The sequence below is a fragment of the Candidatus Krumholzibacteriia bacterium genome, from assembly GCA_029865265.1.
Taxonomy (GTDB): domain Bacteria; phylum Krumholzibacteriota; class Krumholzibacteriia; order WVZY01; family JAKEHA01; genus JAKEHA01.
In genome coordinates this window covers 23,631-41,356 of the sequence record JAOUHG010000002.1, presented here as the reverse complement: position 1 = coordinate 41,356, position 17,726 = coordinate 23,631, and the positions used below count along the sequence as shown (strand labels likewise).

The following is a 17,726-nucleotide window of genomic DNA, read 5'->3' as shown; positions in this document are numbered from 1 at the left end:
CATGAAGCCACCCCAACCGCAGGGATGGCGCGAATGCCCCGGACCGTGGTACATTGTTGCCCACATGCCGTTTGCCTTTCGATTGGAAGCGACCTCGCACGGCGCGAGGGCGGGAACCCTGATCACCGATCACTGCGAGTTGCCCACGCCGGTGTTCATGCCGGTGGGGACCCAGGGAACCGTCAAGGGCATCGCCGTCGAGGGCATCCGCGCCACGGGGGCGCGCATCATCCTGGGCAACACGTACCACCTCGTGATGCGCCCCGGAGTCGAGTTGATCGAGTCCGCGGGGGGGTTGCACCGCTTCATCGGCTGGGACGGCGCCATCCTCACCGACAGCGGCGGCTACCAGGTGTTCAGCCTGCCGAGCCTGCGCCGGGTGAGCGGCGAGGCGGTGACCTTCCGGTCGCACATCGACGGGTCGCTGCACGTGTTCAGCCCCGAAGCGGTGATGGAAGCGCAGGCGCGCATCGGCGCCGATATAATGATGAGCTTCGACTATTTCAGCGGCATCCCCAGCAGCCGCGCCGAAGCGGAGAACAGCGTGCGCCTCACCACCGCCTGGGCGCGGCGCGGGCGCGACGTCAACGGCGCGCGCTTCAACCGCAACGGCTACGAGCAGGTGGTGTTCGGCATCGTGCAGGGCGCGGAGTATCCCGATCTTCGGGAGCGCTCTGCCAATGAAATCGCCGAACTGGATTTTCCCGGTTACGCGGTGGGCGGGCTGTCGGTGGGGGAGAGCAAGGACGAGACCTGGGACATGGCGGAGACGGTTACCGGGCGGCTGCCGGCCGACCGGCCCCGCTACCTGATGGGAATGGGCACGCCGCTGGATCTGGTGGAAGGCGTGGCGCGCGGGGTGGACATGTTCGACTGCGTGCTGCCCACGCGCAACGCGCGCAACGGAACCGTGTTCACGCGCGACGGCAAAGTGGTATTGAAGAACAGCGTGCACGCGCGCGACCTTTCCCCGCTGGACGCGGAGTGCGCGTGCGACACCTGCCGCAACCACTCGCGCGCATACCTGCGGCACTTGTTTCAGGCGGGCGAGATGCTGGGGCCCATGCTGGCCACGCGGCACAACCTGCACTTCTACGCCGACACCATGCGCGCCGCGCGGGCGGCCATCGTGGACGGCACGTTCGATTCATGGAAGCGGTCCTTCACGGACCGGTTCACGCGCGGCGGCAACGGTTCCGTCGACGCAGGCAGTGAGAACCAAAGGAGGACCTCTTGAATTTCACCTTCAACCATCCCATCTTTGCCATGATGCCCGCGGACCCCAGTGGGGCCGGCCCCAGCCCCGTCTCCATGCTGCTGCCCATCGTGGGCATGCTGGCGATCTTCTACTTCCTGCTCATCCGCCCCCAGCAGAAGCGCCAGAAGGAAATGCAGAAGATGGTGGAGGCGCTGCGCAAGGGCGACCGCGTGGTCACCGCCAGCGGCATCGTGGGCACCATTGCCGGGCTGCGCGACGACATCATCGTGCTGCAGGTGTCCGACAACGTGAAGATCGAGATGCTCAAGAGCTCGGTGACGGCGGTGACGGCGCACGACAAGGACTAGTATTACAACGGGAATCATGGAACTGACGCTTCGATACTACGGCGATCCCATCCTGCGCCGGCAGATGCCGGACGTCGATGCCTTCGACGCGCAGCTGCGCGCAGAGGCGGAGGCCATGATCGACACCATGGAGCGCGAGAGCGGCGTGGGGCTGGCGGCACCCCAGGTGGGTCTGGAGAAGCGGCTGCTCATCGCGTTGCAGATGGTGGACCCCGACGACAGCGACGCCGCGCCCATCGTGATGGTCAACCCGGACATCCTCTCGCGCTCGCGCGAGACGTGGATCTTCGAGGAGGGCTGCCTCTCCATTCCGGGCATCCGCGGCGACGTCACCCGTCCCGACCGCATCGATGTGCGCTACCAGGATGTCGACGGCGCCACCCATACCATCACCGCCGAGGGGATGTTTGCGCGTGTGTTGCAGCACGAGATCGATCATCTCGATGGCCGCCTGTTCGTGGACTACCTCTCGCCCGGGGAGAAGACGCTGCTCAAGCCGAAGCTCAAGAAACTCGCCGAGCGCCTGACGGGTTGAGTGACCCCGTGTCCGGCGAACGCATGAGGGCGGTGTTCATGGGGAGCCCGGACTTCGCGGTGCCCTCACTGGACGCGCTGGTCGAGTCCGGCCGCTATCGTCCCACCCTCGTCGTGAGCCAGCCCGACCGGCCCCGCGGCCGCGGCCAGACCGTGTCTCCCACGCCGGTCCGCGCGCGGGCAGTCGAGCTGCACATTCCGACCATAACCATGGAGAAGAGCTCGTACGCCGAAGGCGTGCGCGCCATCGCCGCCGAAAAGCCCGACGTCATCGTCGTGGTCGCTTTCGGGATGATCCTCAAGAGCGATCTGCTCGACATGCCGCCGCGCGGCTGTGTCAACGTGCACGCATCATTGCTGCCAAAGCACCGCGGTGTCTCTCCCATCCAGGCGGCGATCCTCGCCGGCGACGAAGTTACCGGCTGCACCACCATGTTGATCGACGAAGGCGTCGACACCGGCGATATTCTGCTCCAGCAGGAAACGCCGGTGAACACGAGTGACACGGCGGGCACGCTGTTCGACCGGCTCGCGCACATCGGCGCCGAACTGCTGGTGAAAACCCTCGACGGCATTTCAGACGGAAGTGTCAAACCGAAGAAGCAGGACGACGCCCTCGCCACCCACACCAGGAAAATAAAAAAGACGCACGGCGAGATCGACTGGACGAAGGACGCCGTGCACCTCGCGCGCCTCGTGCGCGCCATGACCCCCTGGCCCAGCGCCTACACCACCCACAACGGCAAACGCCTCATCATCGAACAGGCGAGCCCGCAGCAAACCACCATTCCGCATCCCCCGGGAACCATCGTGTCAACCGACCCGCTGCTCGTGTCGTGCGGAAACGGCACCCTCGAAATCCACCGCGTTCGCCCCGAAGGCCGCAAGTCCATGACCACCCGCGACTACGTCGCGGGGCACCCAATTGCTGCGGGGGATCGCTTTGGCGCAAGCGATTGACGCGCATGGCGGCGCGGGACTAGAGTAGCCGCTGTGAGAGCCCGGCGCATTCTGATCCGCATCCTCATCCTTGCCGCCCTGTTTACCGCGGGCGTGTTTGCCTTCAATTTTGTCATCATGCCCATGCTGGTGCACCAGAGCGGGGCGGTCATCGTGCCCGACCTGCGCAACGACAGCGAGGCGCAGGCCACGCAGACCCTGGCGCGGCTGGGCCTGAAGCTGCGGGTGCTGCGCTCCGAGCACAGCTCGCAGACCCCGGAAGGCTTCGTCATCTCGCAGAGCCCGCGCGCCAACGACAACCTCAAGCCCGGGCGCACCGTGACGGTGGTGACGAGCCTCGGCCCCGAGATGCACCGCGTGCCCGAGCTGCGCAACATGAGCCTGCGCCAGGCGCGTAGCCTGCTGGAGCAGGCCGGCCTCACCCTGGGGCGCGTGTCGCGGGTGACGCACGAGGGCAACGAGCGCGAGCACATCGTGGCCACCAGTCCGCCGGTGGGCGACGAGGTGCTCGACGGGGAAGCGGTGGAGGTGGTGCTCGCGGTGGTGGGGGGCGGGCGCACGTACATGATGCCGGACCTGTCCGGCGAAGACCTGTTCTTCATCCGCGAGAAACTCGAGAAGATGGGTTTCCGCGTGGCGTCGGTGCGTTACGAAGCGCGCGAGGGCGTGTTTCCCAACACCATCGTCGATCAGCGCCCGCAGGCCGGGGCGCGCATCCGGGAAGGAGAGTCGGTTGAGCTGGTCGCATCTAGTTCGCGCTGACGCGCCGCACGGCAACGCGCCCGTCGCGGTGGCGCCGAGCCTGCTGGCGTGCGACTTCGCCCGCCTGGAGAACGAGATCAAGGGGGTGGAGCGCGCCGGGGCGGAGTTCCTGCACCTGGACGTGATGGACGGGCACTTCGTCAACAACATCACCTTCGGGCCTGTGCTGGTGGAGGCCATCCGCCGGGTGTCCACGGTGGCGCTGGACACGCACCTCATGATCGAGCGCCCCGACAGGTACATCGACGCCTTCCTGGACGCCGGGGCCGACATCCTCACCATCCACATCGAGACCAGCGCCGACGCCCGCCGCGACCTGCGCGCCATCCGCGACCGGGGCCACAAGAGCGGGCTTGCCCTGAATCCGGACCGGGCCTTCCCGGACGTGATCAAGGCGGTGCCGGAGGCGGATCTCCTGCTGGTCATGAGCGTTTTCCCCGGTTTCGGGGGCCAGAGCTTCATCGAATCGACCCTCAGGACCATCGAGGACGCGGCCCGCTTCCGGGAGCGGGAGGGGCTCTCCTACGCCATCGAGATCGACGGGGGGATCAACCCCCAGACCGCCCGCCGCGCCCGCGAGGCCGGGGTGGACATCCTGGTGGCCGGGACGGCCATTTTCCGCACCCCCGACTACGCCACCGCCATCGACGCCATCCGGGGAACCTGAACCGAACCGGGAATCGGGAAATGGCTTTCGCCCCCGCCGCGGTCTCGCAAGGCCGCAAAGACCGGGTTTCCGCCGACGATTTCAGAACTCACGGTCGGGTCAGTAACTGCAAGCGTTCAGGGTCTGGCCAGTTTCACAGGAATTGACGACCCGGCAATACTTCGGGTATCCCTCGACGACCTCACCGTTCAAAATGACGCAGTGCACCGATGACTTTGGATTCCATTTGATGCCATCCCTGCTTTCGGCCAGGATCTCGACCGTTGCATGCTGAATCACCGTACAAATGTTGCAGTCGGGATTTGAACGGTCGCAACAAGGAAGGTCGCAGGGACGAGGGGGGCCGTTGAAGAAGGGCTTCTGGATGCTGCCACATTGGTCCGGCGCCAGATCAAACGTCCTCTCGGCAGTTTCCGTACACCTCGGGTCGCTGTGAAGGCTAGCCAACACGGTAGCTTCGACACGCACCCTGTAGTACGTATCCGACAGGTTTGTTACCTGGATAAACCACTCGGCCGGCGTATCGCACGCAGATCGCTGCTCGACCGCCGCTACTTCAATCATGGGGACCTTGTGTCCCGGTGGTTGGTCGGCCTGGGCCAGGGGCGGAAGGACCGCCATCACGAACAGGAAAGCGCAAACCGGGAGAATCTGAAGTGACTTGATCATCATGGGTGGCCTCCACTGGGCTTTGGCGTCTTAAAACGGCATGCAGCCTGGCGTGAGTCAAACCAGGCGGCTCTCGCGCACCCACGATACTAGGTGAATGGACTATCTGAGTCCAGACTCATGGCCAATTGCCTGCCTCCAGTCTCGCTCGCTTCGATGATACTGACCTGCGTTCCGTGATTGTGCCACTTGGGCCTGTCCGCCATGCCCGTCCAGGCCAGCCCGGGAGCGGCAGCCCCCGACTACGCCACCGCCATCGACGCCATCCGGGGGCCCGGGACGCCCTAACGCCCCCTCATTTTGGGACTTGCCGCCCCCGGCGGGGTCTGGTACCTTTGCCAGCTTACGAGCGAAAGAACGCCTGTAGCGGCCGCCGGGCAATCGCGAGGCCCGGTCCAAGCCCTCCCGTTCCGAATCATCTCGAGAAAAAACGGGTCCGCCGGCGGGGTGCCACGCACTCGCAGGAGTGCGCGCACGGTTCTGGTGCGAGGGCGCAATCGCGGTTGCAGGCGTATGTTCACGAGTCTCACCGAGAAGTTCGAGAAGGTTTTCGCCGCCATCCGTGCGCGGGGGAAGCTCTCCGAGGACGACATCCGCGACACCATGCGCGAGGTGAGGCGTGCGCTGCTGGAAGCGGACGTGAACTTCCGTGTCGTGAAGGACTTCGTGGCGCGCGTGGAAGCGCGCCTGATCGGCGAAGAAGTCCACAAGAGCTTCACCCCCGACCAGCAGATCGTCCGGGTGGTGAACGAGGAACTGACCGAACTGCTCGGCGGGACGGCGGCGCCGTTCCTGCTGAGGCAGGCGACCAGCGTGGTCATGGTGGTCGGCCTGCAGGGCTCGGGCAAGACGACGTTCTGCGCCAAGCTGGCGGCGACGCTGCGCAAGCGCGGACGCAGACCGCTGCTGGTGGGTCTCGACGTCTACCGCCCTGCGGCGATGGACCAGCTGGAGATCCTGGGCAAACAGATCGCGGTGCCGGTGGCGCGCGGCGAAGCCGGCGACACCGACGTGGTGGTCCTGTTCGAACGCGCACAAAGGGTCGCGCGCGACCGGTTGTGCGACACGCTCATCCTCGACACGGCGGGACGCCTGCACGTGGACGAAGAGATGATGCAGGAGATCGAACGCCTGCGCGCGGCCGCGGCACCGGAAGCGACGCTGCTGGTGCTGGACAGCATGACCGGCCAGGAAGCGGTCAACGTGGCCACTGCGTTCCAGGAACGCCTCCAGGTGAGCGGCGTGGTGCTCTCCAAGCTCGACGGCGACGCGCGCGGCGGTGCCGCACTGTCGCTACGGGCCGTCACCGGAACGCCCATCGTCTTTGCGGGCACCGGCGAGAAGCTTTCGGACCTGGAGCCGTTCCATCCCGACCGGATGGCGTCGCGGATCCTGGGGATGGGCGACGTGCTGTCGCTCATCGAGAAGACGCAGCAGTCGATCGACGTCGACGAGGCAAGAGCGCTCGAAGGGCGCATGCGCGCGCAGACCTTCGACCTCTCCGACTTTCTCGGTGAGCTGCGTCGGCTGAAGAAAATGGGGCCGCTGGAGGACATCCTCAAGATGATTCCGGGGATGTCGAAGGTGGCCGCACAGGGAGTCTCGGTGGACCCGCGCCAGATGGGGCGCACCGAGGCCATCATCTGTTCGATGACACCGGGCGAGCGGGCGCGGCCCAACCTCATCGATGGCAGCCGCCGCAAGCGCATCGCGCGTGGCAGCGGCACCACGGTGCAGGACGTCAACGCGCTCCTGCGGCAGTTCGAGCAGATGAAAAAGATGATGAAGACGATGGGACGGATGCAGAAGCAGAAGCGGCGTTTTTCGCCCTTCTGATGGACTGAGCGGTTGCAGGAGTGCGCGGCGGGCTTCCGACGCGATTTCCGCAGCGCGCTTTCAAATGTCGTTCGCGCGAGGACCTGAGCGGAGGAAGCCGACGCGCACGACTCAATGTTGGTTCTGGAGGTGTCTGATTTGCCAGTTTCAATCAGAATGAAGCGGATGGGCAGCAAGGGTCGCCCGTTCTATCGCATCGTGGCCACCGACTCGCGCAATCGCCGTGACGGGCGGTTCATCGAGGAGATCGGCTACTACGATCCACTCACCAATCCTCCCAACGTGAAAATCGAGGAGGAGTTGTTCTTCAAGTGGATGAAGAATGGCGCGATTCCGTCGGAGAACGTGGAGAGCCTCATGCGCCGCACCGGCGTCATGAAGCGGTGGCTGCTCGTGAAAGAGGGCGTCGCCGTCGACCAGCTCGACGCGAAGGCTGAGGAACTCAAGGCCAAAGAGACCCAGGGGGCAACCCCCGACGAGCGTCGCAAGAAGGCGGTCGCCAAGCGCGTCTCCAAGAAGGCCGCGGCCGCGGCCGCCGCGGCGGCCAAGGCGGAAGCAGCTGCCGCACCCGCGGAGGGTGCATAGGCGCTCGCGGTACCGCCCCTGCGGGGCGGTGCGCGGTGAAGCATGGCTGAAGCGACGCGGGCGTCCATCCAGGCGTTGATCGAGTACGTGGCGGCGTCACTCGTCGGCGACCCGAAGTCCGTGAAGGTGGAGCAGGCCGAGAAGGAAAGCTACATCGTCATGGAGCTGACCGTGCGCCCCGACGAACTGGGCAAGGTAATCGGCAAGAACGGGCAGACCGCGCGCGCCATCCGCACCCTCGTCAACGCCGCGGCGAGCAAGGCGGGCGAGAAGATTATTTTCGAGATTCGCGAATGACCGATTCGTCAGCAATGGAGTCCCTGTACCTGGGACGGTTCGTCAAGGCGCAGGGAATTCGCGGCGAGCTCAAGCTGTACGCGTCGGAGGATTTCTGGTTTGAAGTGCTCCAGTCGCAGGAGCTCTACGTGGAACGCGACGCGGGCGACGACGTGGAACGCTACCCGGTGCGTGTGGTGGCGGCCCGGCCCCAGGGCGCGCAGTTCGTGCTGAAGATCGAGGGTATCGACGACCGGACCGACGCGCAGAAGGAAGTGGGCGCGGAGTTGTATGTGGATCTGGCGCGCCTCGACGTCGAACTGCCGGAACGCGAACTGCCGTTCCAGGTGATCGGGATGAACGTGGTGACCGACGAGGGACGCGATGTCGGCACCGTCACCTCGGTGCTGGATTCGCCCGGACAGCGCGTGTACGAAGTAACCGGGGAGGACGGGGTGGTGTTGATTCCGGCGGTGCCGGCGTTCGTGGTGGCGCGCGACGAAGAACGCGGCCAGATCACGATCAAGCCGATTCCCGGCCTGCTGGACGGATGAGCGATGCGCGTCAACGTCGTCTCGATCTTTCCGGAGATGATGGAGGCCGTGTTCGCCACCGGCATGATGGCGGTGGCGGCCAAGAAGGGGATCGTGCAGTACCGGGTGGTGAGCCCGCGCGAGTTCACGGAGGACTTCCACCGCACCGTGGACGATGCGCCCTTCGGCGGCGGCGCGGGCATGGTGATGATGGCGCCGCCCATCGTGGCGGCGGTGGAGAGCATCGCGCCGGCGCCGGGAAGCCCGGTGATCCTGATGGGACCGGGCGGCAGGCGCTTCGACCAGCGCACCGCGCGGCGCCTCGCGGGTGAGAACGAGCTGACGTTCATCTGCGGGCGCTACAAGGGCGTCGACGAGCGGGTGCGGGAACTGGTGGTGACCGAGGAGATTTCCGTCGGCGACTTCGTCCTCTCGGGGGGCGAAATCGCCGCCGCCGCCGTGATTGAGGCGACGGTCCGGCTCCTCGACGATGTGCTGGGCAACGACGAGTCCGCGGCCAGCGACTCGTTCGAGCGCGAGCGCGAGGGCGGACTGGACTGCGCGTGGTACACGCGCCCGGCCGAGTACCGGGGACTGGGTGTTCCCGCGGTGCTGATGTCGGGACACCACGCCGAGATCGAAAAGTGGAGGCGGGAGTCGTCGCGCGAACGGACGCGGCGCCTGCGACCGGACCTGATCGACGACGAGACGTCGTCCGAGGAGTGAAGGAGAGTAGTCATGAACATCATCGATCGCATTGAGCAGCGCATGCTGACCGACAAGGTGCGGGACTTCCGCGTGGGCGACACGGTAAAGGTCATGGTTCGCGTCGTCGAGGGCGCCAAGGAGCGCGAACAGGCGTTCCAGGGCGTTGTCATCAAGCAGAACGGCAAGGGCATCACGGAGACGTTCACCGTCCGCAAGGTGAGCTCGGGGATCGGCGTGGAGCGCGTGTTCCCCATCCACTCGCCCAACGTCACCAAGATCGAAGTGCTGCGCCGGGGACGCGTGCGCCGCGCGAAACTCTACTACCTGAGGGATCGCGTTGGAAAAGCCGCCCGCATCAAGGAGAAGAAGGAAGACAGAAGGCGCGACTAGCCCGCGCAAAGGCGCGCGCGCCAAAGCCGGTGGTCCCGGTGCGGCCGAGGCGGCGCTACGCGAGCGGTTCGACGCGCTCCTGGCCCACGACGCCGCACTCGCCGCGCGTGGTTTCGCCACCATCGCGGGCGTCGACGAGGCGGGGCGCGGTGCGCTCGCCGGGCCGGTGGTGTCCGCGGCCGTGGTGCTGCGCGACGGCTGCGACCTGATCCGCATCTACGACTCCAAGTCCATAACCGAGACCGACCGCGAGTCGCTCTTCGACCAGATCATCGCCGCCTCGGTTTCGGTTGGAATCGGCGTGGCCCAGCCCGCGACCATCGATCGTGACAATATCCTGCGCGCCACCCTGGGCACCATGCACCGGGCCGTGGACGCCCTGCGGGTGCGGCCCGACCTGGTGCTCATCGACGGCCGCGAGACCATCAACTGGAGTGGGACGGTGGTGCCCCTGGTGAAGGGCGACGCCCGCAGCCTGTGTGTCGCGGCCGCGTCCATCGTGGCCAAGGTGACCCGGGACCGGGTCATGCGCCGCCTCCACCGCCGTTTTCCCGGCTATCACTTTGACAGCAACAAGGGTTACGGCACCCGCGACCACCTGGAGGCGCTGGCGGCGCAGGGCGCGGCGGAGGTGCACCGGAGATCGTTTCTGGGGAAAATCGTTGAAAACAACCTCTCGATGTTCTAAATAGAGAAGGGGTTGCGAGGGGAGGTGGGGTGGTGAGCACGAGAGAAACCGGCAGTATCGGCGAGCGCATCGCGGCGGAGTTCCTCCGCCTCAAGGGCTTCGAATTGATCGACGCCAACGTGCGTTTCGCGCGGCGCGAGGTGGACATCCTGGCGCGCGACGGCGGCTGGCTGGTGGCGGTCGAGGTGAAGCTTCGCCGCGGCCGGGGATTCGGAGCGGCCGCCGAGGCCATCGACGCGCGCAAGCTGGCGCGGGTGCAGACGGCGCTGCTCGGGTTCGCGCGCGAATCGCGGTTGTCGCCGCGGGTGGACGTGATCACGATCGACGTGGAGGAGTCCGGCGACCGCATGGTGGTCGAGCACTTCGTCGGCGTGACGTAAAATCGATGAAACGCCCCTCAGGCGGCCGGACGTTCCGGTCCGCCACGGATCAAGCAAATGTGCGAGGTGGTTTCGTGAGAAGGTTGGTCTGGATGCTGGCGCTGGTCGTTGCCGTTGCGGCCTGTTCGTCGGTCAAGAATGTCGTCGTAAAGGACATCCCGCTGGAGGACCAGCAGGCGGTCCTCGAGAAGTACAAGGACCGGATCGTGTGGACGCGCGTGGTGCTGCAGGATCTGGGCGAGGGCGGTTCCATCGCGCGGGACCAGAAGGTCAGGGTCATCGACGTGTCCATGGTCTACGAGGGCTCGGTGACCGTGCAGACGCTGCAGAAAAAGAACAAGGTCCGCCAGGGGCTCAACCTGGAACGCCCCCTCACCCCGGAGAAGATCGATGTGGCGATGGACCAGTTGTTCTTCTACGAGGACCCGGTGCTGCGCCAGGTTGGATACATCCGCAAGTACGGCAAGAAGACGGCGCGCGCCATCATGGACCACGAGGTGTTCGTGGGCATGCCGTCCGACGCCGCGCTGGAGTCGTGGGGAAGCCCGGCCAAGAAGAACACCAGCGAGATCAACGGACGCATCAACGAGCAGTGGATCTACCCGTCGCCGGAGTCGAACAAGAACCGCTACATCTACCTTGCCGACGGCAAGGTGCTCCGCTGGGACGAGTAGCCCGCGCGCACGCACATCGCAGGCAAAGGGACGCCCCCGCGGCGTCCCTTTTTTTTGCGCCTACCAGGCGGTGGGGATGACGCGGAGAATCTCGTCCGGCGTGGTGCGCCCCTCCAGCAGCTTGCGGATGGCGTTGGACATGAGCGGCTCGGCGCCGTCCTGGCGCGCGGCGCGCACCACGTCGTTTTCGTCCGCGCCGTCGCGGATCATCACGCGGATACGGTCGCTCACCTCCAGCACCTCGAAGGCCGCCGTGCGGCCGAAGTATCCGGTCTTGCGGCACTTGTCGCATCCGGCGCCGCGGCGCAGCAACGAGCGGTCGATGGCATCGTCGAGCCCGATCAACTCGAGGGCGTCGTCGGAGATGTCGGCCGCGTCGGCGCAGGACGGGCACACCATGCGCAGCAGGCGCTGCGCCACCAGGCCGATCACGGTGGATGCCACCAGGAAGCGCTCGATGCCCAGGTCGACCAGGCGCGTCACCGCCCCCACCGCGGTGTTGGTGTGCAGGGTGGAAAACACCAGGTGCCCGGTGAGTGCCGCCTGCACTGCGTACTGCGCGGTCTCGGGGTCGCGGATCTCGCCCACCATCACGATGTCGGGGTCCTGGCGCAGCACGCTGCGCAGCGCGGTGGCAAAGGTGACCCCCGCCGCCTCCTGCACCGCAATCTGGTTGAAGGGATCGTGCACCATCTCGATGGGATCCTCGATGGTGACGATGTTCACCGCCGGCGTGGCCAGCGCCTGCAGCGACGAGTAGAGCGTGGTCGTCTTGCCGCTGCCGGTGGGTCCGGTGACCAGGATGATCCCGTGCGGACGCTGCAGAAGACGCTCGTACACGGGCCGCTGCTCGGCGGTGAAGCCCAGCGCGCCGATGTCCTGCAGGAGGATGGTGGGGTCGAATATGCGGATCACCACCTTCTCTCCAAATGCCACCGGCACCGTGGAAACGCGCAGTTCGATCTCGTTCTCCTTGTACGCGGACTTGATGCGGCCATCCTGCGGCCGCCGCTTCTCGGCGATATCCAGGCGGGCCATGATCTTGATGCGCGACACAAAACCCGGGAAGACCTGTTTGGGAATGGTGTGCGTGTTGTGCAGGCGGCCGTCGATGCGCAGGCGCACCAGCGCGCGCTCGCGCTTGGGTTCGATGTGGATGTCACTGGCGCGCTGCTCGAAGGCGTACTGCAGCAGCAGGTCGACCGCGCGCACCACGTGCTGGTCCGAGCTGTCCAGCTCCGCGTCGGTGCCGATGTCCACCAGCTGTTCGAGGTTGCCGACGTCCAGCGTCGCGCTGCGCATGCGCTCCGCCTTCTGCAGGCTGCGTTCGAAGGCGAAGATCTCGTTGATGGTCTTGAGGATCTCGGTGCGCAGGCCCAGCACCGGCTCCACGATGTACCCGGTGGCGTGCTCCAGGTTGTTGAGCGCACCCTTGTCGAAGGGGTTCACCATGGCCACGGTCATCCGCCGCCCGTCGAGGCGCACCGGCACCAGCAGGTGTTTGCGCGCGAACGGCTTGGACACGATGGCGGCCAGGGTGCGGGCGTCGAGCTTGAGCGGGTCGATGCGCATGAAGGCGGTGCCGGTGGCCTCGCCATACAGCGCCCCCAGTTCCGCCTCGTCCACGTGTTCGTGCCGGGGCAGGCGGCTGGGCAGGTGGAAGGACGCGATGAGTTCCAGCGGCGAGACGTAACCCTCGTCCTCGTCCGGGCCGGAGCGGGCGCGCTGGGCCAGGGCCTGGGTGCGCGCCTTTGCGTTGGCGCGAATTGTCTCCGCCTGCGCGGCGGAAATCAGGTTGCGCTCCTCGAGCAGGGCCAGGATGCGCGGCAGTGTGAAGGTATCGTCCACCCGAACGCTCCGCGGCCGTACGGGCGGCGGGCTGGTGGGCTTCGATCCGGTGGTCATCGTCTGGTCGCTCGCATCGGGTTATGTGGTGGAAAAGCAGCCACGGCACAACGTCCAAAACCGGTAACGCAATGCGCGTGCCACATACACATGTTGCGACGCGCCGCGCGGGTTCTGCGAACCCGCGCGGAGATGCACACATCTGTTCCAGAATTTTGCGCGCAACGCGCGTGAAATTAACTTCGGAATTGACACTGACACGAACCGGCAGGCATACTTCTCAGTGGAACAGGGGCAAAGGGTTATGAAACGCGATCGCAGTCAGCGCGTCCCGCGTGAAATAGTCCCTTTCAATCTAAACAGAGTCACAACACCCCACCGGTTGTGCAGGCCGACCACCTTGCCGACCGACTGTCTGCGCCCGTGGCGTACCCGACGACACGCGCCGGGGGTTTGCAGCAGTCCACCGATCGATCCGATGGCGACGCCGGAGGTGATGCCAGTCTAGTTCGCCAGCGGAGAAGGCTCTCTGGGAGCGTAGTGCTCCGGTGAAGTTGCGGCCGGAGGTTTCCGGAGAGTCACGTTGATAGTGCCTGCCCTTGCTCCCGTAAATACGGGCGGTCCCGGCGACGTGCCGCGGATCGTCGAATGCATCCAGCAACGCAATCGGGAGATCAAGCAACATGAAAAAAACTTTTCTTATCGCGCTGTGTGCGTGTCTGTGTGCGTCACTGGTCGTGACGAGCGCCGATGCCCGCAACGTGAAGAAAGCGGCTCCGCGCTTCATGATGGATACGGGCATGAAGGCGCCGGTTTCGACCAACGGCAACGCGGCGTTCAACGCCGTGGCCGCGGCGAACACGACGTACCTTGCCACGTACAACTTCCAGACCGGCGCGAGCTGTCTCACCCAGGGCTGGGTCAGCCACGACCTCACCGTGCAGACCGGCGACTACGTCCACGTGGACGACTTCGCGGGTCTCGCGGGTGGTACGTTCGGCCTGCTCAATCCGATCCAGGGGGCGAAATCCCTGTGGATCGGTGCGCGCGCCAACGCGGCCGACCCGGATCTGTGTGGTTACGGTTCGCTCCCCGGCTACGGCAACGCGTGGCAGCAGATTCTCTGCTCCAAGTGCTTCACCCTGACCGGTGACGCGACCCTGACCTACGACGCGGTGTGGGACTCCGAGCCTGGCTACGACTTCACCAACGTGGAGCTGGACGCCGGCTGCGGGGACCTGTGGTCGCCGCTGACCACGGCCAACACCCCGTATAACGGACAGGGAAGCGCCTCCGAGTCGATCACCATCACCGCCGCCGAGCACGGGGGCAGTGCCCGCGTCCGCTTCAATTTCGGGGCGGATACGGCGTGGTCGGACTCCGACGGCCTGTGGGACACCGACGGTGCCTTCATCGTCGACAACCTGAAGATCGTCGACGGTGCCGGCACCCAGACCAACCAGACCTTCGAGGCCGAGGCGGTCGGCGCCCACGGCACCCTGGACGGTCACTGGGCCAGCTGCAACCTGCCGGGCTACGGCGACTTTGCAACGCTGCTGCCGGGTGCGGCGCAGCTGCAGCAGGATCCCTGCGCGCGGGACCTCTCGTGCCTGTGGACCTTCTTCACCGGTTCCACCGCCAACTATGCGTGCGGCGGATTCCCGGGTGTTACCGCCATCCCGTTCGGCAACGCCGCGGGCCAGTACCTGACCAACGAAGTCTGGTCTCCCCAGATCGCCTGGACGGGTGCGGGAACGCAGGCGCAGCTGCAGTTCGCGGTGTATCGTGACCTTCCGCTGGACAACCTGGTGTTCTACGTCTGGCAGGTTCGATCCATCGTGGGCGGCTGCCCGCAGTCGTGGCTCAACGACAACCTGGTGAACTACGGCGACGACAAGGACTGGCTCGAATCGATCAACGAGTTCGGGAGCCTGATCGACCCGGCCGCCAGCCACATTCAGATTTCCCTGGCCGCGTGGGATATGTGCGGCGTCTGGTGTGGCACGGTGGGCTCCGGTGCCTGCCACAGCCACTCGCCCATGATCGACAACGTCAAGGTCAAGCGCATCGAGGTCAACGGTCCGCAGTGGCAGATCAACTCGTTCCGCTTGTTCCAGGACAACTTTGCCACCGACGGAACCGTCACCGGTACCGTGCGTGCCGACATGGCGCAGGACCTCCTGCCCGCGGCGAATCTCGGCATCCTGCCGGGTGACTCGGCAGCGGCGACGGTGGTTGACCCGGTGCTCGGCCTGGCCACCGATCCTGGCTTTGGCGGTGCGGCGGTGTACGCCTTCGTCAAGGTGTCGCCCACGCAGCCGGCCAAGTCGGGCGCTGCGCTCAGCGACGACCCCTCGCGCTGGCCGGTGGTGGGTAGCACCGTCGGACCGGACGGGGATACCTGGACCATCGTTCGCTTCGACACGGCCTACACGCAGAACAACCAGACGCCTTCGCCTGACAACTACTGCGTGGATCTGAACGACAACCTGTTCACCCCGGGTGACACGGTTGAGTACTTCTTCTGCGCCGAGTCGAACGGTGGTTCGCGGTCGTACTTCTTCAACCAGTTGCGGGCGCTCGACAACGCGGATGCCTCGGGTGCCATTCAGACATCCGTCGACATCAACGTCGCCTACGCCAACGCCATGGAGATGACCTGTCTCCCGGCGGCGGCCCTCAACAACGGCGGCGACATCCTGTATGTCGACGACGGTGACGGCCGTGCCGTGCAGCCGTTCTTCGACCAGGCGTTCCAGTTCCTGGGCATCCTGGACAAGGTGGATCGCTTCGACGTGATTGCACCCTCGTCCAGCGTTGCCAACAGTCCTGGATCGCGCGTGGTCAACGTGTCCCAGCAGATCCTTCCGTACTACAAGAAGATCATCTGGAACTCGGAGGAACTGGAGGACGGAACCATCGCCGACGGTACCGGCACGCCGGACAAGGCGGACGACTTCGCCCTGCTGTTTGCGTTCCTCGACCAGTCGGACAAGGATCCGGGCCTCTATATCAGCGGCGACGGCATCCCCAACGACTGGGTCACCTCGCCGGCACCGTCGGCCGTGAACGTGCGTTCTGCGTACCTGAGCTTCAACGTGCTGACGCCGGACCACAAGACGGTCGGGCTGGGGATCAACCCCCTGGCAATCGGCACCCCGGGAAGCGCCTTCTCGAGTGTGGCGGGACCGGACACGATCGTGACCTTCGGTGGCTGCCTGGCCATCAACAAGTTCGACGTGCTCCAGCCCACCGGTGCCGCGGTTGCGCAGATGTTGTATGCCAACAATCCGCAGTACGCGGCGACGATCTCGCAGACGACGCTGAACGGCGCTGGCCGGACGGCGCGGGTGATGATGGAGGGCTTCTCCTATGATCTCATCCGCGACGACCGTGCGGGCGCCAACGGCGGCGTCATGGACCGCATCGATCACCTCTATGACGTGATCACGTGGCTCCAGAACACGCTGGATCAGCCCACGGGTACCGCGCCCACGGCGTACAAGACGTCGCTGGCGCAGAACTACCCGAACCCGTTCAACCCGTCGACCACCATCGAGTTCACCGTGCGGGAACGCTCGCGCGTGAGCCTGAAGGTCTACAACGTGGCGGGCCAGCTGGTCCGTACGCTGGTCAACGATGACCGGGCGCCGGGTTCGGTGCACCAGGTGGCGTGGGACGGCCGTAACGACGCGGGTCAGTCCGTGTCGAGCGGTGTCTACTTCTACAAGCTGGTGACGAGCGACATGACGCAGACCAAGAAGATGGTCCTGCTGAAGTAAGCTCTCCGACGGCTTCGTAGCCTGGGACCCCCGGGGTTCCGCCTTCGGGCGGGACCCCGGGGTCTTTTTCCGGGGTGGGGGAAACCGGGTGGAGACACCGCGGGGGGTGTGATATACTGCCGCCACGGCCCGGGCCCCGCCCGTGCCACCCCTTTTGGGGCCTGCTTGTCTTCCGCCTGTTGCCCCTGTTCCAACTTCAGCGACAGACACGGCGAGCGGCCCCAATTTCTTTTCCCGCACCCGCCCCGCCGGTCCCTTTCGACCCCCCATGCCCCCGTCCGGTCCACCCCGGGGAAGTGGCATCCCTCACAGACCCCGGCTTGCCCCCACCCGCCTCAATGTGATACAATAAGTCACAACCATAAATGCCCTGCATCAATTGCTTTAGCGTCTTAAGGAGTAAGGGCTATGATCAAGCGCATCGGCATCTTCTGCCTGATGCTTCTGTTTGCGGCCCCGGTGGTGGCGGAAGAGATTTACTACGCGCCGCAGGTCACCGGAAAGCGCGAGCGGAAGAATCTCCGTCACTTCCTGTACCTCCGGAACCTCTCCGGCGACATGAAGGCCGTGTACGACGAGTACGGCTACACGCCGCACCGGATCCGCCTCAACGAGTACGGAAAGATCCGGCAGCAGTGGACCTATCTGGAGGTGGGGAAGGTGTTCGTGTTCGACCAGTGCAGCAACCTGGTCGACGAGCGCACCGTCAACATCGAGCACCGCCGGGCGTGGGCATACCAGCGTGACGTCCGCGGCTACCAGGAGGACATCCCCTGCGACGACTAGATTCTCGCGTGCGGCGATGAGACTGCCCGTCCGGTGACCACTGGGCGGGTTGGGACAAGGGGGCCTTCACACTCGGCGGGCCCCC

Annotated in this window: 18 protein-coding genes and 1 pseudogene; 17 read left to right on the top strand and 2 right to left on the bottom strand. The window is 65.6% G+C overall.

All coding sequences use genetic code 11. The annotated features are described in order from the left end of the window. Positions 1–64 precede the first annotated feature (64 nt). From tgt to rpe, 6 genes are read left to right on the top strand one after another with little or no spacing between them, the layout of a single operon-like run. Positions 65–1,237, top strand: a complete 1,173-nt coding sequence (tgt, locus tag OEX18_01420) for a tRNA guanosine(34) transglycosylase Tgt (GenBank protein ID MDH4335922.1) — start codon at positions 65–67, stop codon at positions 1,235–1,237. Beyond that, positions 1,234–1,566 carry a preprotein translocase subunit YajC gene (gene yajC, locus OEX18_01415; GenBank protein MDH4335921.1) on the top strand — a complete coding sequence of 111 codons (333 nt, stop codon included), beginning with the start codon at positions 1,234–1,236 and terminating at the stop codon, positions 1,564–1,566. The genes tgt and yajC overlap by 4 nt, the downstream gene beginning before the upstream one ends. A gap of 16 nt (positions 1,567–1,582) precedes the next feature. Then, a complete protein-coding gene (gene def / locus OEX18_01410) occupies positions 1,583–2,101 on the top strand; it encodes a peptide deformylase (protein ID MDH4335920.1) in 519 nt (172 codons plus the stop codon). Between the two features lie 8 nt (positions 2,102–2,109). After that, the gene (gene fmt, locus OEX18_01405) at positions 2,110–3,060 is read left to right on the top strand and encodes a methionyl-tRNA formyltransferase (protein ID MDH4335919.1); all 951 of its coding nucleotides are present in this window, start codon (positions 2,110–2,112) and stop codon (positions 3,058–3,060) included. Positions 3,061–3,093: 33 nt separating this feature from the next. Further along, the gene (locus OEX18_01400) at positions 3,094–3,822 is read left to right on the top strand and encodes a PASTA domain-containing protein (GenBank protein MDH4335918.1); all 729 of its coding nucleotides are present in this window, start codon (positions 3,094–3,096) and stop codon (positions 3,820–3,822) included. Further along, entirely contained in the window at positions 3,794–4,489 is a 696-nt protein-coding gene (rpe, locus tag OEX18_01395; GenBank protein MDH4335917.1) for a ribulose-phosphate 3-epimerase, read from the top strand. Before OEX18_01400 ends, rpe begins: the two co-directional genes overlap by 29 nt. Positions 4,490–4,588: 99 nt before the next feature. Here the strand turns inward: rpe and OEX18_01390 are convergent, their stop codons facing one another. Further along, complete coding sequence (locus OEX18_01390; GenBank protein ID MDH4335916.1) at positions 4,589–5,161, bottom strand: hypothetical protein; 573 nt, start codon at positions 5,159–5,161, stop codon at positions 4,589–4,591. Positions 5,162–5,671: 510 nt separating this feature from the next. Here OEX18_01390 and ffh point away from each other — a divergent pair. The 9 genes and pseudogenes from ffh to OEX18_01345 all read left to right on the top strand — a co-directional run bounded on the left by ffh (position 5,672) and on the right by OEX18_01345 (position 11,228). Further along, positions 5,672–6,994, top strand: coding sequence for a signal recognition particle protein (gene ffh, locus OEX18_01385; GenBank protein ID MDH4335915.1), 1,323 nt, complete (start codon positions 5,672–5,674; stop codon positions 6,992–6,994). 138 nt (positions 6,995–7,132) lie between these two features. Beyond that, positions 7,133–7,399, top strand: a pseudogene (gene rpsP, locus OEX18_01380) (30S ribosomal protein S16). A gap of 222 nt (positions 7,400–7,621) precedes the next feature. Continuing rightward, a complete protein-coding gene (locus OEX18_01375; GenBank protein MDH4335914.1) occupies positions 7,622–7,876 on the top strand; it encodes a KH domain-containing protein in 255 nt (84 codons plus the stop codon). After that, complete coding sequence (rimM, locus tag OEX18_01370) at positions 7,873–8,409, top strand: ribosome maturation factor RimM (protein ID MDH4335913.1); 537 nt, start codon at positions 7,873–7,875, stop codon at positions 8,407–8,409. Before OEX18_01375 ends, rimM begins: the two co-directional genes overlap by 4 nt. A gap of 3 nt (positions 8,410–8,412) precedes the next feature. Then, positions 8,413–9,114, top strand: coding sequence for a tRNA (guanosine(37)-N1)-methyltransferase TrmD (gene trmD / locus OEX18_01365; GenBank protein ID MDH4335912.1), 702 nt, complete (start codon positions 8,413–8,415; stop codon positions 9,112–9,114). Between the two features lie 12 nt (positions 9,115–9,126). Beyond that, on the top strand, positions 9,127–9,486 hold the full coding sequence (gene rplS / locus OEX18_01360; protein ID MDH4335911.1) for a 50S ribosomal protein L19: 360 nt from the start codon (positions 9,127–9,129) through the stop codon (positions 9,484–9,486). Next, the gene (locus OEX18_01355; GenBank protein MDH4335910.1) at positions 9,434–10,174 is read left to right on the top strand and encodes a ribonuclease HII; all 741 of its coding nucleotides are present in this window, start codon (positions 9,434–9,436) and stop codon (positions 10,172–10,174) included. Before rplS ends, OEX18_01355 begins: the two co-directional genes overlap by 53 nt. A 32-nt stretch (positions 10,175–10,206) precedes the next feature. Then, positions 10,207–10,554 (top strand): YraN family protein, encoded by a 348-nt coding sequence (locus OEX18_01350; protein ID MDH4335909.1) that lies wholly within the window; start codon positions 10,207–10,209, stop codon positions 10,552–10,554. Positions 10,555–10,628: 74 nt separating this feature from the next. Further along, positions 10,629–11,228 (top strand): hypothetical protein, encoded by a 600-nt coding sequence (locus OEX18_01345; GenBank protein MDH4335908.1) that lies wholly within the window; start codon positions 10,629–10,631, stop codon positions 11,226–11,228. Between the two features lie 60 nt (positions 11,229–11,288). Here the strand turns inward: OEX18_01345 and OEX18_01340 are convergent, their stop codons facing one another. Beyond that, positions 11,289–13,076, bottom strand: a complete 1,788-nt coding sequence (locus OEX18_01340; GenBank protein ID MDH4335907.1) for a GspE/PulE family protein — start codon at positions 13,074–13,076, stop codon at positions 11,289–11,291. Positions 13,077–13,756: 680 nt separating this feature from the next. Here OEX18_01340 and OEX18_01335 point away from each other — a divergent pair. Further along, complete coding sequence (locus OEX18_01335) at positions 13,757–16,855, top strand: T9SS type A sorting domain-containing protein (GenBank protein ID MDH4335906.1); 3,099 nt, start codon at positions 13,757–13,759, stop codon at positions 16,853–16,855. Between the two features lie 408 nt (positions 16,856–17,263). After that, the gene (locus OEX18_01330; protein MDH4335905.1) at positions 17,264–17,641 is read left to right on the top strand and encodes a hypothetical protein; all 378 of its coding nucleotides are present in this window, start codon (positions 17,264–17,266) and stop codon (positions 17,639–17,641) included. Positions 17,642–17,726 lie beyond the last annotated feature (85 nt).

Excerpts from the sequence above, each read along its gene's own strand:
- tgt (MDH4335922.1), top strand. The coding sequence starts at position 65 with ATGCCGTTTGCCTTTCGATTGGAAGCGACCTCGCACGGCGCGAGGGCG.
- def (MDH4335920.1), top strand. The coding sequence starts at position 1,583 with ATGGAACTGACGCTTCGATACTACGGCGATCCCATCCTGCGCCGGCAG.
- OEX18_01390 (MDH4335916.1), bottom strand. The coding sequence starts at position 5,161 with ATGATGATCAAGTCACTTCAGATTCTCCCGGTTTGCGCTTTCCTGTTC.
- ffh (MDH4335915.1), top strand. The coding sequence starts at position 5,672 with ATGTTCACGAGTCTCACCGAGAAGTTCGAGAAGGTTTTCGCCGCCATC.
- OEX18_01375 (MDH4335914.1), top strand. The coding sequence starts at position 7,622 with ATGGCTGAAGCGACGCGGGCGTCCATCCAGGCGTTGATCGAGTACGTG.
- rimM (MDH4335913.1), top strand. The coding sequence starts at position 7,873 with ATGACCGATTCGTCAGCAATGGAGTCCCTGTACCTGGGACGGTTCGTC.
- trmD (MDH4335912.1), top strand. The coding sequence starts at position 8,413 with ATGCGCGTCAACGTCGTCTCGATCTTTCCGGAGATGATGGAGGCCGTG.
- rplS (MDH4335911.1), top strand. The coding sequence starts at position 9,127 with ATGAACATCATCGATCGCATTGAGCAGCGCATGCTGACCGACAAGGTG.
- OEX18_01335 (MDH4335906.1), top strand. The coding sequence starts at position 13,757 with ATGAAAAAAACTTTTCTTATCGCGCTGTGTGCGTGTCTGTGTGCGTCA.
- OEX18_01330 (MDH4335905.1), top strand. The coding sequence starts at position 17,264 with ATGATCAAGCGCATCGGCATCTTCTGCCTGATGCTTCTGTTTGCGGCC.